The organism is Myxococcales bacterium, assembly GCA_022563535.1.
Lineage (GTDB): Bacteria > Myxococcota_A > UBA9160 > UBA9160 > UBA4427 > DUBZ01.
This window is the reverse complement of the sequence record JADFNE010000004.1, coordinates 12,493-26,064: the sequence shown is the minus strand read 5'-3', so window position 1 is coordinate 26,064 and position 13,572 is coordinate 12,493. Positions and strand designations below refer to the sequence as shown.

The window sequence follows — 13,572 nt, the reverse complement described above, 5'->3', positions numbered from 1 at the left end:
ACACTAGACGGTGTTGGTGAAGACACCGAGGCTCGCTCGGGGAACGCATCGCGACGTCCAGCGTTTGGTTTTCAAACTGAAAGCTTTGGTGTTCGTTGGAAGTGACACCCATGAAGCAGCGGCGCGAAAGTTCAAGCTCGGAACGAGCAGCGCCGATCAAGACTTCCTACAGCCAACGCTTTTGTGTGGCTATACCGGGAACCAATCTTGCGCCTGAAATCTTGGAAGCCATGGATTCGTCTCTTCAATTTCCGGCGAGAGCCTATGGATGCTCCGCTGGATGAGGCCCCTAGGGCCGAAGGCGAGACTTCCGATGCGCTCCCGGTAACGACCCAGTCGATCCTGTCTCGAGACACGCTCGACCGCATCCGTTCCATCGGAAAACAGGGACCGGATTTGCTCGAGCGTGTCATTGGATCCTTCCTGTCCAGCTCGCCTGAACTCCTGGTTGCGATTCGAGATGCAGCCACAAGCGAGGACGCCCCGAGCCTGGTCGCCGCCGCTCACTCACTCAAATCCAGTAGCGGGAACGTCGGTGCCTCACGTCTCAGCGAGTTGTGTGCCGCGGCGGAAGCAGCAGGCAAACGAGGTGCGCCCGGGGAGGTGGTCGAACTCATCGGTCCACTGGAGACTGCGTTCTCGCAGGCGAGCGATGCGCTCCGAAGTGAAATTGCATGACGTTCGATTCCGCAACAGAAAAGGGGCCCGTTGTCCTGGTAGTCGATGACGATGAGACGGTGAGACTGCTCGCCCAGGGATTTCTGGGGAGCGCCGGATTTACAGTATTGACCGCGGTGGACGGCGAAAATGCACTCGAGCAGGTAAACAAGCGAGTGCCCGATTTGATCCTGCTCGATGTCACGCTTCCGGGTCACAATGGTTTCGAGGTCTGCGCCGAGTTTCGCGAGCGAAAGGACCTCGAGCACGTTCCGATCGTGATGATCACGGGGCAGGACGACGACGAGTCGGTGAGAAAGAGCTACGAAGTGGGTGCGAACGACTTCGTAGCGAAGCCGGTCAACTGGCTGATTCTCGTGGAGCGCGCCCTCTCACTGCTCCGGGCGAGTCGAATGCTCGGCGAGCTTCAGGACAGTCGACGACAATTGTCTCAATCACAACGAATCGCTCAGCTCGGAAGCTGGAGCTACGACTTCGGCGAGGAAATCCTGTGGGTCTCGCCGGAGGCGCGGCGGGTTATTCCAGGCTTGCCGAACCGAGATCTTTCGATCGACGATCTAGTGACTCGAATCCACGAGGAAGACCGGGCGGGAATCCTCGAGGTCTTCGAGCGCGGGACGAACCAGCCGGGGTACTTCTCGTTCGAGTTCCGCGTTCCGGACCTGGAGGGCGGCGACGACCGCCACATCCGCGCATGCGCGGAGCGCGAATCGGGTGCTTCGGTGCTCAGCGGAGCAGTACAGGACGTCACTGAGCAGTTGCGAGCAGAGGAACAAATTCGGTTCCTCGCCTATCACGACAGTCTTACGCAGCTCGCCAATCGGGCTTCATTCAAGGCGCGGCTGTCGCAAGCGATCGAGCGCGCTGGCCGCCATGATCGGCACGTCGGCTTGATCTTCTTTGATCTCGACGATTTCAAGCGAGTCAACGACACGCACGGGCATAATATTGGAGATCAACTGCTCTGCGAAATTGCCAGCCGTCTGCGCAGCTGCGTCCGGGGAACGGACTCGGTGGCGCGAGGTTGCGGCAGCGATGACGAATCTTTTGTCGCGAGACTCGGGGGCGACGAATTCACAATGGTGTTGGAGGAAGTCGTTGAACCGCAAGATCTCAGAACGGTCGCAGAGCGGATCATCGCGACCCTGCCGAAGCCAATCGTGATCGATGGCCACGAATTTACGGTCACCGGCAGTATGGGCTTGGCCACCTGGCCGCAAGATGGTGACGACATGGAGACGCTGCTGCGAAAGGCGGACGTGGCCATGTATCAGGCGAAAGCTCGCGGTCCAGGTTCTTACATGTTCTACTCCGAGGCTCTGAACACCGAGACCCAGGAACGAGTTGAGCTCGAGCAAAAACTTCATCGGCCAAGGTCTCGCAATTGCGCACGCCGTAATCGTCCACGCACAGAGCGGCACCATCGATTTTGATTCGAGCCCAGCCGGAACGACCTTCGTGATTCGCATGCCCCTGGACCCGACACGATCGGACGACGAGCCCTAGCAGGCTGCGCGCTGATCGGATGCAGGATCGAGCCGAAAGGGCCGGAGGCGCTCCAGCAACAGGGGCAGGATGATCAGGTCGGCGGCCAACGCGGCCACCATCGCGAGGGCGGTCAAGATTCCGAAATAGATCGTCGGAATGAAATCTGACAGCACGAAGATGGAAAAGCCAATCGTGATGCTCGTGCTCGTGTAGTACATCGCGCTGCCAATACTGGCGTGGGAGCGTAGAACCGCAGCGGGATAGTCGCCGTCGATCTGGAGTTCGACGCGAAAGCGATGGAGATAGTGGATCGTGTTGTCGACGGCGATCCCCACGGTAATCGCCGCGATCGTGATCGTCATGATATCGAGGGGAATGCCGACCAAGCCCATCAATCCCAGTACGAACACCGCCGCGATGATGTTTGGAATGATGGCGACGACCGCAACCGGAACGGAGCGAAAGAGTACGCCGAACATCAGCGCGATCACCCCCAGGACCGCACCCAGGGTCAGGATCTGAGACCGGAACAGGCTCTGAAGCATGTTGTTGTAGAGCACCATCATGCCCGTGAGGTGTACGTCCTCTTTTTTGTACCCCATCTCGTTGACCAGGTGATCGTAGATGTCCCGAAGCATTGCGTCGCGGACCAGGGTCTGGTCCGAGTCGTGGATCCGCATTGAAATCCGAAGCTGCTGCCCGTCCTCGGAGAGGTAGGGGGAGATCATCGCGTCCTTGATTTCGAGAGGGATCTTCTTGTAGAGCACCGAGAGCAGGAAGTTGTCGAATTGTTCTCCTTTGTTCAGCTGCTCGAGAACCTCGAGCGTCGTGGCCAGGGATATGACCTTTCCGCTGGCATCCACGGATTCGAGATAGTCGTGCAGCGCTTGAATCTTCTCGAAGCGAAAACTGTTGAACCAGTAGCTCGTGCCCGTGATGCCGGCGTCGCCACCCAGGTCGTAGTCGAGATCCCATTCTTCATCATCACCTTCGCCCTCCTCGGACTCCATATCGGCGAGCCATTCGGCCGGAGCGTCGATGATGACGTCAAGTGGGGTAGTCCCTCCGAGTTTTTCATCCACCAGCAGCATCCCCTGGTAGATCTCCGTCGATTTCTTGAAGTAGTTGATGAAGCTGTTTTCTACGCTGAGACGGCTCATTCCCCAAAGACAAGTGAGCGTGATGATCGATGTAGTGAATAGAATGATGGGACTATGGCCGTGGATCGCGCGTGCAAAGGAACCCGTGATGATTACGGTCCAGCGGGGTTCGGGAGGTTGCTTGCCAGGCGAGAGCAGCATCAAACTCGCCGGAAAGAGGACGAAGTTGAGCACGAACGCGACGAACAACCCCAACACCATGATCCAACCAAAGTCGATCACCGGGCGAATCCCGCTCACGACGAGAGAACCGAATGCCACCATCGTGGTAAGCACGGTATTGAAACACGGGATCGCCTTGGCCCTCAGGGTGTCGCGCACCAGCACGAATTGCTCGTAGTCGGGGTGGGCGCGCTGGAGTTCGCGGTAGTGCACGATCAGGTGGATGCTCAATGAGAGGGTGAAAATCAGAACAAGGGGAAGAAAATTGGACGACACGACGGTAACGAGCCAACCCGCAGCCCCGATGAACCCAATGGTCACAATGCTGGTGGCGAGGGCGGTGAGTAGCGGCAGCAAGACCCAGCGTGGCTGACGGAAGATGACTGCGAGCAGAAGCGTGAGAATCGCAATGACCGCCAACCCGAACACCCGAAGATCGTGGCGCACATAGGAGATCATGTCCGAGACGATCATGGGTCCCCCGGCCAGATGGATCAAGGCCTGGTCCCGATAGCGATCCAGCACCGTACGGATGTGAGCGATGTCGGCGTCGAGTAGAGATCCCTGGCTCCGAGTATGCGACCGAAACGCGTCTGTCAGGCGCGCGAGTTCGCGATCCTCCTCTCCTGTCAAGGTTTCGTCGAGCTGCTTCGAGCGCAGGGCGTTGCGAGCGTCGCGCAAGGTTTTGTAGTGCTCGTCGCGCTTGAACACGATTTGCAGCGCGGTCGTATTGCCATCGCTGCTGACCAGCAGATTCTTGTACAGCACGCTTCCGCGCAATTCAGCGGCCGCCAGCGCGACATCCGTGTCCTCATCCGCCAGGGTTCTGATGCCATGCTGGATTTCGTTGAGGCTTACGCGTGGGCTCTCGAGCAGGGGGACGTCCAGGATGCTGAGGACGGATTTGACCCGCTCCATCTGCAGAAGTTCGTTCTTGAGGGCTGCGATCTGGTCCAGCGAGTGCTGCGAGAAGAGATCGATCTTGGGGGTGTAGGTGACGATCACAAAATCTTCGGATCCATAGCGCCCCTGTATGGATTCGTAGTATCGCAGCGCTTCATCTCCCTCGAGCATCATCGACTCTTGAGAGACATCCAACTGGAAGTCCTGGGCATGCCAGGCGAACCCAGCAGTCGCGATGAGGGTCAGGGCAAGGGTCATGACCGGATGCTCGAGGACCAGACGTTCGTAGACCTTGATGAGTGACGCGATCATGGTTTTGGTTCGCGGCCTCGCTCCACTGGGACTCCTGCACCTTTGGGGAAGACGCCCAGCGTAGCGTCCGGACCTATGCTCGTCTATTTCGCCCCACCGCCGCCGGGCGTTCTTCACACTGGCGTTCTACATTGGGTAGTCCCAAAAGCCCGAGGTAAAGGAAGTCATGCTGGAAAATCTGAAAGAATTCGAGGCGCAGGTTTACTCCCAATGTGGAGAGGACGGCGTCCTGCAGCGAATTTACGAATGCATCGGCACCACCAACAAGCAGTTCGTCGAGTTTGGCGCCTGGGACGGCCAGCACCTTTCGAACACCGCGAACCTGCGCCTCAACCGAGCTTGGACGGGACTGTTGATGGAAGGCAGCGACCGCGCCGACGGCGAACTGGTCGTGCAGGAGTTCGTAAACGCGGAAAACGTGGAAGCGTTGTTTTCAAAGTACGCTGTCCCCAAAACCTTTGACCTGCTTTCGGTAGACATCGACGGCAACGACTACTGGGTCTGGAAGGCGATCGAGCGTTTTACACCGCGGGTCGTGGTGGTCGAATACAATATCTTCTTTGCGCTAGATGCGGCGCGCACGATCGAGTACCGAGCCGACCATGTCTGGGACGAGACTGCTTACCACGGTGCCAGCCTCGCGGCGTTTCACAAGCTGGGCGTCGACAAGGGATACACCCTCGTCCACACAGACAGCTGGGCGCCCAATGCGTTCTTCGTGCTCAACAGCGAGCTGCCAAAGGACTACCGCCCGCGTCGTCTCGATGAAATGACCGACTGGGATCAATTCGTGGCGCCGCCGGGCACTGGGGATCGCGTTTGGGTGAACGTCTGAGTGGGCGGTAGCTACCGCGCGCGGTCTCGTGCAGCGTGGAGGGCATCGATCACCAGCTTGACTGCCGAGTCTTGACCGAGGCTGTCGGTGTTGACGACAAGATCGTAGAGCGATGGATCGTCGGGGTCGACTCCGAACTGCGAGAGAAAATTGCGTCGCTGCGCGTCCTTCGTCTTGAGACGGCTCCTTGAATCGGTCAACGACAAAGACTCGCGCATGACCAGGTTTTCGACGCGCCGCTCGAAGGGAGCCACCACCAGAACACGAAGCGCCTTTTCGGGGCCCAGCACGAATGGGGCACCCCGCCCCAGGATCACCGCCATCCCTCGCTCTCCGAGGGTCACGATGGTTCGCACCACCGAACGCAGATACTGGCTCTCGCTAAAGCGCCGCTCATGAAAACTGTCGAGCACATAGCGATCAATCGTGCTGCGGACGCGCTCATCCAACTCAGCCACCAACGCCCGGTCGATACCTCGGGCTCGCGCAATCCAATCGACAATCTCGATTCCAAACAGACCGAAATCAAGTTTCTCGGCCACGCTTTGAGCGAGCTCAGCAGCGCCCGAGTGCGGAAGTCGTGAAAGTGCGACACAGGAGAGAGCGGGGGGCGGCGAGCTGAGTCGCTGAAGCATTTCCCAGCGCCGCGCTTGACGTTCGACGAGTTCTTCGAGGGTTCCGCGTTGCATCGCGTGGCTCCGAGGGCGAGTGTAACCCGGAGTTGGGGCCTTTGTTGCAAATACAGGTCCCCGGGGACGCGATTCGGAGGGTATTGGAACACGGGAACGAGTGCGGCTCCCGCAGGAAGTCTATCCGGCTAACGAACCGATTGCCGCGCGAGTTTGTCTCTCAGGATCACCCGACCGCTAAACGAACATGCTCGAGAATGGCTTCATCGTCGACCGGCTTGGGTACCCAATCAATCGCGCCCGCCTCGATCCCCTCGGCAATCGTGTCACTATCGTCGACCGCCGAAACCATCACGATCGGAATGGATTCGAGTTCCGCATCGTTTTTCAGAATTCGACAAATCTCGATGCCGTTTTCTCCGGGCATCATGTAGTCGAGAAGAATGAGGGCAGGGCGCGCCTTTCGGAGCTCTGCCGCCATCTCCGGGTAGTTGCGCGCCCCGATGACATTGTACCCCTCGTCGTCGAGCAGGCTCTCGAGTAGATAGAGGTTGGATTCGTCGTCATCCACGACCATGATTGTGTTGTTCACACCGCCTCCCAGTTCTCGAGTTCAATTGCCGCAATATTCGCGCGCACGCACTTGAGAATCTCTTCGTCGCGCACTGGCTTTGTAATCCAGGCGCGCACCCCAGCCTCGAGACCTCGTTTAATCACCTCCCGGTCGTCGACCACTGAAACCATCACGATCGGAATCGACTTCAAGAGTGCCGTGTTTTGAAGCAATTGACAGATTTCGATTCCGTCTTTTCCATCCATCATGTAGTCCAGCAAAATAAGATCCGGTTGCGTAGTCCGCAACGCCGTTGCCATTTCTCCGTAGTTTGCTGCCTCGATGACCTGGTACCCTTCTTCGTCGAGCAGCGTTTCGAGCAACATGCGGTTGGATTCGTCGTCATCGACGACCATGATGGTTTCGTTCATTTTGGGCCCCAATTGGGTGTCGAAGCAGCCGGCAGTGAGATTGCGACCCATGAGCACCGGGAAACGCCCCAGACGCACCGCCGATTCCGCCTGTATTCGCTGCGGTCGCACAAATACTGCATCGGCCTCGACTGGCGAAGAGTTGAGTGAAATTGCAAAAAATTTATGTGCAACCGTATCGAGAACCGGCTGAGATCGTTGCAGTCTTTGCGGCGTTAGTTCGGACCCACGCGATCGAGATGGTGCTGGGGATCGAGAAGACCTGAGAGTTGGATCTGCTAATCCAGTAGGTCGGGCCGCAGGTGTGCGAAAACCTGCGCACCTGCTGCTCATAGAATTTGCGGATGGAGCGGTTTTCGGCGCCAGGCGTGCGCAGACAATTTGGACCGACGCCACCGCCCTGCGTGCTGAGTTGCGATCTTCTTGCAGATCGGCATCCGAGCCTCGTTACTCGCTTCGAACTGTCGCAGCCACATCTCATCATCGACCAGCATACGCCAAATTGCGTCACGTCTTCGAGCGAGCCGTCTCGGGCGTTCTCCCTATGATTTTCAAAGCCTTCGAGTCCCGCCTGAATCCCCAACAGTTGGTTTCGTCAGTGGTCGATATTGGATACGAACTTCAAAATCGCAATCGACATTCTTGCGGGGGAAACATGCGCATCTGCGGCTTCTTTCAAACGACCCAAAAATTCTGGGCCATCGCGTTCGCGACAACCTTGTTCGCCAATGTCTTTGGCTGCAACGAGATCTCCGCGAAACGCGATCTTGGGAACTACGAGTACGTTTTTTCGCTCGGACGAGAAGGGGTAGGGAAAGGCGAGTTCAAATACGTTGAGGACATGGCGATCTCCGCGTCGGGAAACTTGTACGTCACGGATGCCCTCAATTCCAACGTCCAGGTGTTCTCGCCAAGCGGCGAGTATCTGGCGACTGTCTGTGGCCGAAACGCGGATCAGGGCGGACTGCAGAAGCCAGAAGGCATTGCGATTGCTCCGGACGGGTCGATCTTCGTCGCCGACTACCTGACCGGCAAGATTCACAAGTACTCCTCCGATCACAAACTACAACTGAGCTTCTCGGAGTTCGGCACTGAAGAAGGTCAGAACGCCGAGTCCGAGTTCATGCAGATCTGCAAAAACGGCCTGCTCTACATGGCAGAGGCTGGAAACAACCGGGCAGACGTGTTTGATCAAAGCGGTGTGTTCCAGTTTTCATTTGGCGAGGCAGGCTCTCTTCCGGGTCAGTTCCTTCGCCCCGAGGCCGCCAAGTGCGACAGCACGGGTCGCGTCTTTGTGGCGGATCTCGGCAATCACCGGGTTCAGGTATTCGATTCCAAAGGGAAGTATCTGCGCATGATGGGATCGAAGGGCACTGCCCCGGGGCAGTTCCTGAAGCCCGCTGGACTTGCCTTTGACGCCAGCGACAATCTCTACGTATCCGAGCTCGCCGGAGCGCGGGTGCAGAAGTTCAACCCAGCCGGAGAAGTAATTGCGATCTGGGGCGAAGAGGGCAGCGGCCCGGGGCAATTCGGCAACCTGCACGGCATTCTCGTCGGCCCCGATGGCTCGGTCTACGTCGCCGACACCGCGAACCACCGGGTCCAGGTGTTTCGCATGGCTTCGGCGCGGCGCTGAGGGACTCCCCGGTGCCCACTTTCGGAGCGACCGAGGTCGAAAGCGAGCCATCGGACACGATCGATCCGCTTTCTCTCGCCCAGGCGACATTGCACACGATGTCGCAGCGCTACATTGTCTCGGTTTTAGTACTCGCGGTCGTCAGTGTCTGCTCGATCGTATGGCTGCTGGGCCAGGTTTCGAACGTGACCCGACAGGCGTCTGCAGCGGAATCTTGGCTGAAGGTTCAAACGATTCTTTCGAATATCACCCTCGAGATCGTGAGCACCTCGTCGAACACCGAAGGCCAGTGGAGGGCCGTGGTCGCCAGGATTCTTGCCCAGAGCGAAGATCTGGAGGTCGCGTACACCAAAGCCGAATCGCTCGAGATCCGAGTACTACGGGCCACCGACGCGCGGATCTCCATCCTTTCCGAGATCGAAGCAGATATCAACGGATTCAGGATCGCAGTGGTTACCATTTTGGCGACCCAATCGGGATCGTCGGAACTCGAGGATCGGCAACGCCTGGTGATGATTCGAGCCAGGCTACTCAAGGGCACCGTCGAATCCCTGTTTAACGAGGCTGCGGCGGATTCAAAGATGGCGAATATTCAGCTCCAGGGCGCGGCGTTCAAGGCGGGTGGCGCCAACGTGCTGGCAGCGTTGATCGGCGCGGTCTTCGCCAGTGTACGTCGCAAACAGTCGGACGAACTCGTCGAGAGTCTCGAAAAAGCTCGGCTCGAAGCGGAGTCGGCCTCGCGAGCAAAGGCGGCCTTCCTCGCCACCATGAGCCACGAGATCCGCACACCGATGAACGGCGTCATCGGCATGACAGAGCTACTGCTCGCCACCGACCTGACCCCAGAGCAACGAGAATATGGCGATACGGTCGCGGGCTCTGCCGAAGCCCTGCTGTCGGTCATCAACGACATCCTCGACTATTCCAAGATCGAAGCCGACAGGCTGGAACTCGAGACGATCGATTTCGATCTACGTTCGACCGTCGACGGGGTGATGGACGTCATCGCACCGATAGCCTGGGAAAAGGGGATCGAACTCGTCTCGCTCATTCACTACGACGTCCCCGTCGCGTTGCGCGGCGACCCGGGGCGCCTGCGTCAGGTTCTGATGAACCTGATCGGCAACTCGCTCAAGTTCACGCCCGAGGGGGGGGAGGTCGCGCTCGAGGTCGTTCTCGAGAGCGACGACGGGCCGCACTCGAAGCTTTGCTTCACGGTCAGTGATACGGGGATCGGAATTGCGCCGGATCGAGTGGAAACCCTCTTTGATTCGTTTACACAAGCGGATGTTTCGATGACCCGCAAATTCGGTGGGACCGGTCTGGGGCTCGCAATCGCCCAGCAGCTGACGAATCTCATGGGAGGCAAGATCGAAGTCGAGAGTACCCTGGGTGAGGGAACGTCGTTTAGTCTCAGACCTGTTTTCGAAAGGCAGCCTCGAGCAGCGCAGTCCGTAGCGAACCCACGGGGCAATCTCCGGGGCCTCAAGGCGTTGCTCGTTTCCTCGAGTCGAGCGAACCAGAAGGCCTTGCAACACTATTGCGAAACCTGGGGCGTCGAGTTGCACGTCTGTTCGGAGGTGGACAGTGCGCTGCAAGCGCTGCAGGAGTCCAGAGAAAGCCGCGCTATTTTTGATTTTGCGATCCTGCATGGAGTTTCGGGTGACGAGGATCTCGGGCCTACGATCAAGCGCCTGCGGTCAAATGACTTCGCCGATCTTCGACTCATCTTGCTCGCCCCCTCGAGTCAGCCCGGCGACTCGCGGATTGCACGCGGTCTCGGAATTGACGGTTACCTCACCCAGCCGATGCATCGCTCTCATCTCTTCGACGCTTTCGCGGAAATCACGGGGCGACCCCTGGTCAGAGACGATTCGAAGCTCGACAAGGATCTGACGCAAGATGCACTTTCGGATCAACAGGAGGCCGGCGCATCGGTGCTCGTCGTGGAAGACAATCCGGTGAATCGGAAATTGGTCGTCCGCATGCTCGAGAAGATGGGCCATCGTGTCGCCGTCGTCGTGAACGGGCGTGAGGCCGTCGAGGCTGTCGAAGCAGCGGCGTATCAATTGGTCCTGATGGACTGCCAGATGCCCATCATGGATGGATTCGAAGCCACACGTCAGATCCGACTGGGCGAGCGGGATAAGAACGTGCATATCCCGATCGTCGCTCTGACCGCGAACGCGATGGCGGGAGATCGGGAGCGATGCCTCGATGCAGGCATGGACGATTTCCTGAGCAAGCCCATCCGCACAGAAGAATTGAGGGGCGCCATCGAGCGTAATCTCCAACCTAGTTGATTTTCTTCGCTGGGGCGCTCGCCGTTCGTCAATGAATTGGCGGCATATCGATTCAGAATCAGGGAATTGATAGATTATGAAGGAATCGTCCCTTCACTGTTGGAGTTCCCTTGGTCTTCACCTCGATCTCTACCTCGACCTGCGCCCGCCGTTGTCGGATCTCCGCGCCGCTTGTTGCCTTCCTGCTAGTTGGGCTCCTGGGTTGCGGGTCCGGAGGCGACGACGGCGACTTTCCGTGCTCGGCCCAGGCGGGCAAGGCGGATCTGCTGGATATCATGGAAGATGTCTATCTCTGGAACGACGAGCCCGACCAGGCGAGCAAGTATTCCCTGGATCTCGGCTCTTATCGAGACGAGTACGACCTGCTCGACTTCCTCCGCTACATGCCAGAAATCTTCGATCGCGGCTTCAGCTACATCACGACGACGAGCGACGATGAACAGTTCTTTGGCGAAGGGGAATACCCGGGCTTTGGCTTCTTTTTGTCCGACCTCGATCAGGGCGAAATTTTCATTACCGAAGTCATTCCAGACAGCCCGGCCGAAACCCAGGGCATGCAGCGAGGGGATCAGATCCTCGCCATCGGTGACACGACGATCGATTCCATGACCGAGATCGAGGATATCTTTTTTGCCCTGGGTCCCGCACAACTCGGAGTAGGGCGCAGCTTTGATCTGGAAGCCCCGAATGGCGACTTGCGCACCGTGAACCTCACCACCAAAGTCATCGTCATCGACCCTCTGCCCTTTACCGACGTATTCGATGTGAATGGGGACATGGTCGGCTACATGCTCTTCCACACCTTCATCGGCCCGGCCGTCGCAGATTTGCGGCAGGTCTTTGCCGTCTTCAAGGCGATGGGGGTGAGCCGCTTGATTGTGGATTTGCGCTACAACGGCGGCGGACTGCTCGACGTCGCGGCGACTTTCAACGATCTTCTGGGCGGCCCATCCCGCGAAGACATGGTTCAGTTTCGACTGACGTTCAACTCAAAATACTCCGATTCCGACGAGGACATTCTCTTCGTGCATGAAACAGATTCCATCGACCTCGACCAGATCGTGTTCATCACGACCGGAAATTCGGCTTCTGCCAGCGAGCTCATCATCAACAGTCTCCTTGCCTACACAGAGATAGATGTCCAAATCGTAGGAGGTCAGACATTCGGAAAACCTGTGGGTCAGGTGCCCTTCGGCTTCTGTGACGGGGCGCTGCTGCTGCGGGCCGTTGCGTTTCGCGTCGCCAACAAGCTCGGCCAGGGCGACTATTTCGATGGGCTAGCGCCCGACTGCCAGGCCGATGACGATCTGAGCACGGCCCTGGGCGACCCGATGGAAACCTCACTGGCCGCAGCTTTGACGCTCATCGAAACCGACATGTGCCCGGTGACGGTGACTGCAGCGCGCGCAGCACCGTCCGCAACCAAATTGCCCGATGTTTCAGCTCGCGGCACCACTCCCTGGCGCAGAGAAGCCCGAGTCTACTAGCCGCGGCACACGGCTCGCTTTGACCCGGCTATACGTCAAACATGCTCATCCCGGCCCCGACGGGCACGGCTTCGGGGTAGACGCTGGCGAGTGAGCCCATGGTCCCGGGGTCGTGGAGCAGGTTTTCGTCCAGCTGGAAGTCTGCGCCACGCTCGCACAGATCTTCGTTGAAGATCTGTGCGATGTCCCGAAGCGAGAGCGTGTCGTGTTCGACGCACTTTCGCTCCTCTTCGCTGGAGTAGATATCGGCCTGCCAGAGTACGCTGGCGCGAATCTCGTTCAACGGAGCGCTATAAATCTCTTTGCCGCAATCCGTCACCAGCCAGTCGCCAGAGTCGTCGCCGGCGGGCGCCAACACGGCTTGTAGACTCACGCGCTGGGTTCCGGCATCGAAGGGTCCCACCGGCTCCACCTGGTGAAACATGCTGTGGATGTCGCCGACTAGTGCGCTGTTGGCCATGGCTTTTGAATGTCGCGCGGGGGGCTTGTCGGGACCGTCCGACCAGTACGAGAGCCCACCGCCCTCGACGTCGTTTATCCGCTGTCGGACATGAATAGCTGCAATCAAAAAGAGTTCTATGATGACCGGCAACATCGCTATCGATGACGGTTCTCTATGCTTATTTTGAGAGCCAGCGGCGGCGCCATCGACTTCGACGAATCCGACTCCTGCTAGAAATCAGATGTCCCCAAATTCAGTTCGAGCGGCCAGGGCATCTTCCAACGCTGGCGAGTGTTCTCTCAGACTGCTTCCCCAATTGTGGGCAATCTGCCTCGAAACGAAAATAAAGATAGGTCCGTTGGGCTGGAACTGTCATTTATGAAACGGAAGTAGCGAAACCTGTCGCCTTCTCGCCATTTGAGTTCGGCGCGAGGAAATCATGACATCGACTCTCCAGCCTAGTTTTGCTCGATGAGGCCATGGTGTTTTATCCTGTTTTCATTGTTTTTTCTCACTCGATGAGCAGCGAGTGATATCATGCGCAAACGAAGTT

The 13,572-nt window shown here is 58.2% G+C and carries 11 protein-coding genes; 6 read left to right on the top strand and 5 right to left on the bottom strand.

All coding sequences use genetic code 11. From position 1 onward, the window contains the following. Positions 1–264: 264 nt before the first annotated feature. Together IH881_02365 and IH881_02360 are read left to right on the top strand one after the other, a co-directional pair. Positions 265–678 (top strand): Hpt domain-containing protein, encoded by a 414-nt coding sequence (locus IH881_02365; GenBank protein ID MCH7866511.1) that lies wholly within the window; start codon positions 265–267, stop codon positions 676–678. Continuing rightward, positions 675–2,111, top strand: a complete 1,437-nt coding sequence (locus tag IH881_02360; protein MCH7866510.1) for a diguanylate cyclase — start codon at positions 675–677, stop codon at positions 2,109–2,111. Before IH881_02365 ends, IH881_02360 begins: the two co-directional genes overlap by 4 nt. Positions 2,112–2,180: 69 nt before the next feature. Here the strand turns inward: IH881_02360 and IH881_02355 are convergent, their stop codons facing one another. Beyond that, on the bottom strand, positions 2,181–4,703 hold the full coding sequence (locus tag IH881_02355; protein MCH7866509.1) for an MMPL family transporter: 2,523 nt from the start codon (positions 4,701–4,703) through the stop codon (positions 2,181–2,183). A 166-nt stretch (positions 4,704–4,869) separates the two neighbouring features. Here IH881_02355 and IH881_02350 point away from each other — a divergent pair, with 166 nt between their 5' ends. Further along, positions 4,870–5,538 (top strand): hypothetical protein, encoded by a 669-nt coding sequence (locus tag IH881_02350; GenBank protein ID MCH7866508.1) that lies wholly within the window; start codon positions 4,870–4,872, stop codon positions 5,536–5,538. Between the two features lie 11 nt (positions 5,539–5,549). Here IH881_02350 and IH881_02345 read toward each other — a convergent pair whose 3' ends face one another. The 3 genes from IH881_02345 to IH881_02335 all read right to left on the bottom strand — a co-directional run bounded on the left by IH881_02345 (position 5,550) and on the right by IH881_02335 (position 7,151). Then, positions 5,550–6,227: a cytidylate kinase-like family protein gene (locus tag IH881_02345; GenBank protein ID MCH7866507.1), complete on the bottom strand. Its 678-nt coding sequence runs from the start codon at positions 6,225–6,227 to the stop codon at positions 5,550–5,552. 166 nt (positions 6,228–6,393) lie between these two features. Further along, a complete protein-coding gene (locus IH881_02340) occupies positions 6,394–6,759 on the bottom strand; it encodes a response regulator (protein MCH7866506.1) in 366 nt (121 codons plus the stop codon). Continuing rightward, a complete protein-coding gene (locus IH881_02335) occupies positions 6,756–7,151 on the bottom strand; it encodes a response regulator (GenBank protein MCH7866505.1) in 396 nt (131 codons plus the stop codon). Before IH881_02335 ends, IH881_02340 begins: the two co-directional genes overlap by 4 nt. Before the next feature lie 544 nt (positions 7,152–7,695). Here IH881_02335 and IH881_02330 point away from each other — a divergent pair. The 3 genes from IH881_02330 to IH881_02320 all read left to right on the top strand — a co-directional run bounded on the left by IH881_02330 (position 7,696) and on the right by IH881_02320 (position 12,577). Beyond that, on the top strand, positions 7,696–8,787 hold the full coding sequence (locus IH881_02330; GenBank protein ID MCH7866504.1) for a hypothetical protein: 1,092 nt from the start codon (positions 7,696–7,698) through the stop codon (positions 8,785–8,787). A gap of 11 nt (positions 8,788–8,798) precedes the next feature. After that, entirely contained in the window at positions 8,799–11,090 is a 2,292-nt protein-coding gene (locus tag IH881_02325; protein MCH7866503.1) for a response regulator, read from the top strand. Positions 11,091–11,200: 110 nt separating this feature from the next. Continuing rightward, positions 11,201–12,577: a PDZ domain-containing protein gene (locus tag IH881_02320; protein MCH7866502.1), complete on the top strand. Its 1,377-nt coding sequence runs from the start codon at positions 11,201–11,203 to the stop codon at positions 12,575–12,577. A gap of 28 nt (positions 12,578–12,605) precedes the next feature. Here the strand turns inward: IH881_02320 and IH881_02315 are convergent, their stop codons facing one another. Continuing rightward, positions 12,606–13,172, bottom strand: a complete 567-nt coding sequence (locus IH881_02315) for a hypothetical protein (GenBank protein ID MCH7866501.1) — start codon at positions 13,170–13,172, stop codon at positions 12,606–12,608. Positions 13,173–13,572: the final 400 nt, after the last annotated feature.

What these genes read in the sequence shown, in the direction of transcription:
- IH881_02360 (MCH7866510.1), top strand. Translation starts at nt 675, where the DNA reads ATGACGTTCGATTCCGCAACAGAAAAGGGGCCCGTTGTCCTGGTAGTC.
- IH881_02330 (MCH7866504.1), top strand. Translation starts at nt 7,696, where the DNA reads ATGATTTTCAAAGCCTTCGAGTCCCGCCTGAATCCCCAACAGTTGGTT.
- IH881_02335 (MCH7866505.1), bottom strand. Translation starts at nt 7,151, where the DNA reads ATGAACGAAACCATCATGGTCGTCGATGACGACGAATCCAACCGCATG.
- IH881_02355 (MCH7866509.1), bottom strand. Translation starts at nt 4,703, where the DNA reads ATGATCGCGTCACTCATCAAGGTCTACGAACGTCTGGTCCTCGAGCAT.
- IH881_02350 (MCH7866508.1), top strand. Translation starts at nt 4,870, where the DNA reads ATGCTGGAAAATCTGAAAGAATTCGAGGCGCAGGTTTACTCCCAATGT.
- IH881_02315 (MCH7866501.1), bottom strand. Translation starts at nt 13,172, where the DNA reads ATGTTGCCGGTCATCATAGAACTCTTTTTGATTGCAGCTATTCATGTC.
- IH881_02365 (MCH7866511.1), top strand. Translation starts at nt 265, where the DNA reads ATGGATGCTCCGCTGGATGAGGCCCCTAGGGCCGAAGGCGAGACTTCC.
- IH881_02345 (MCH7866507.1), bottom strand. Translation starts at nt 6,227, where the DNA reads ATGCAACGCGGAACCCTCGAAGAACTCGTCGAACGTCAAGCGCGGCGC.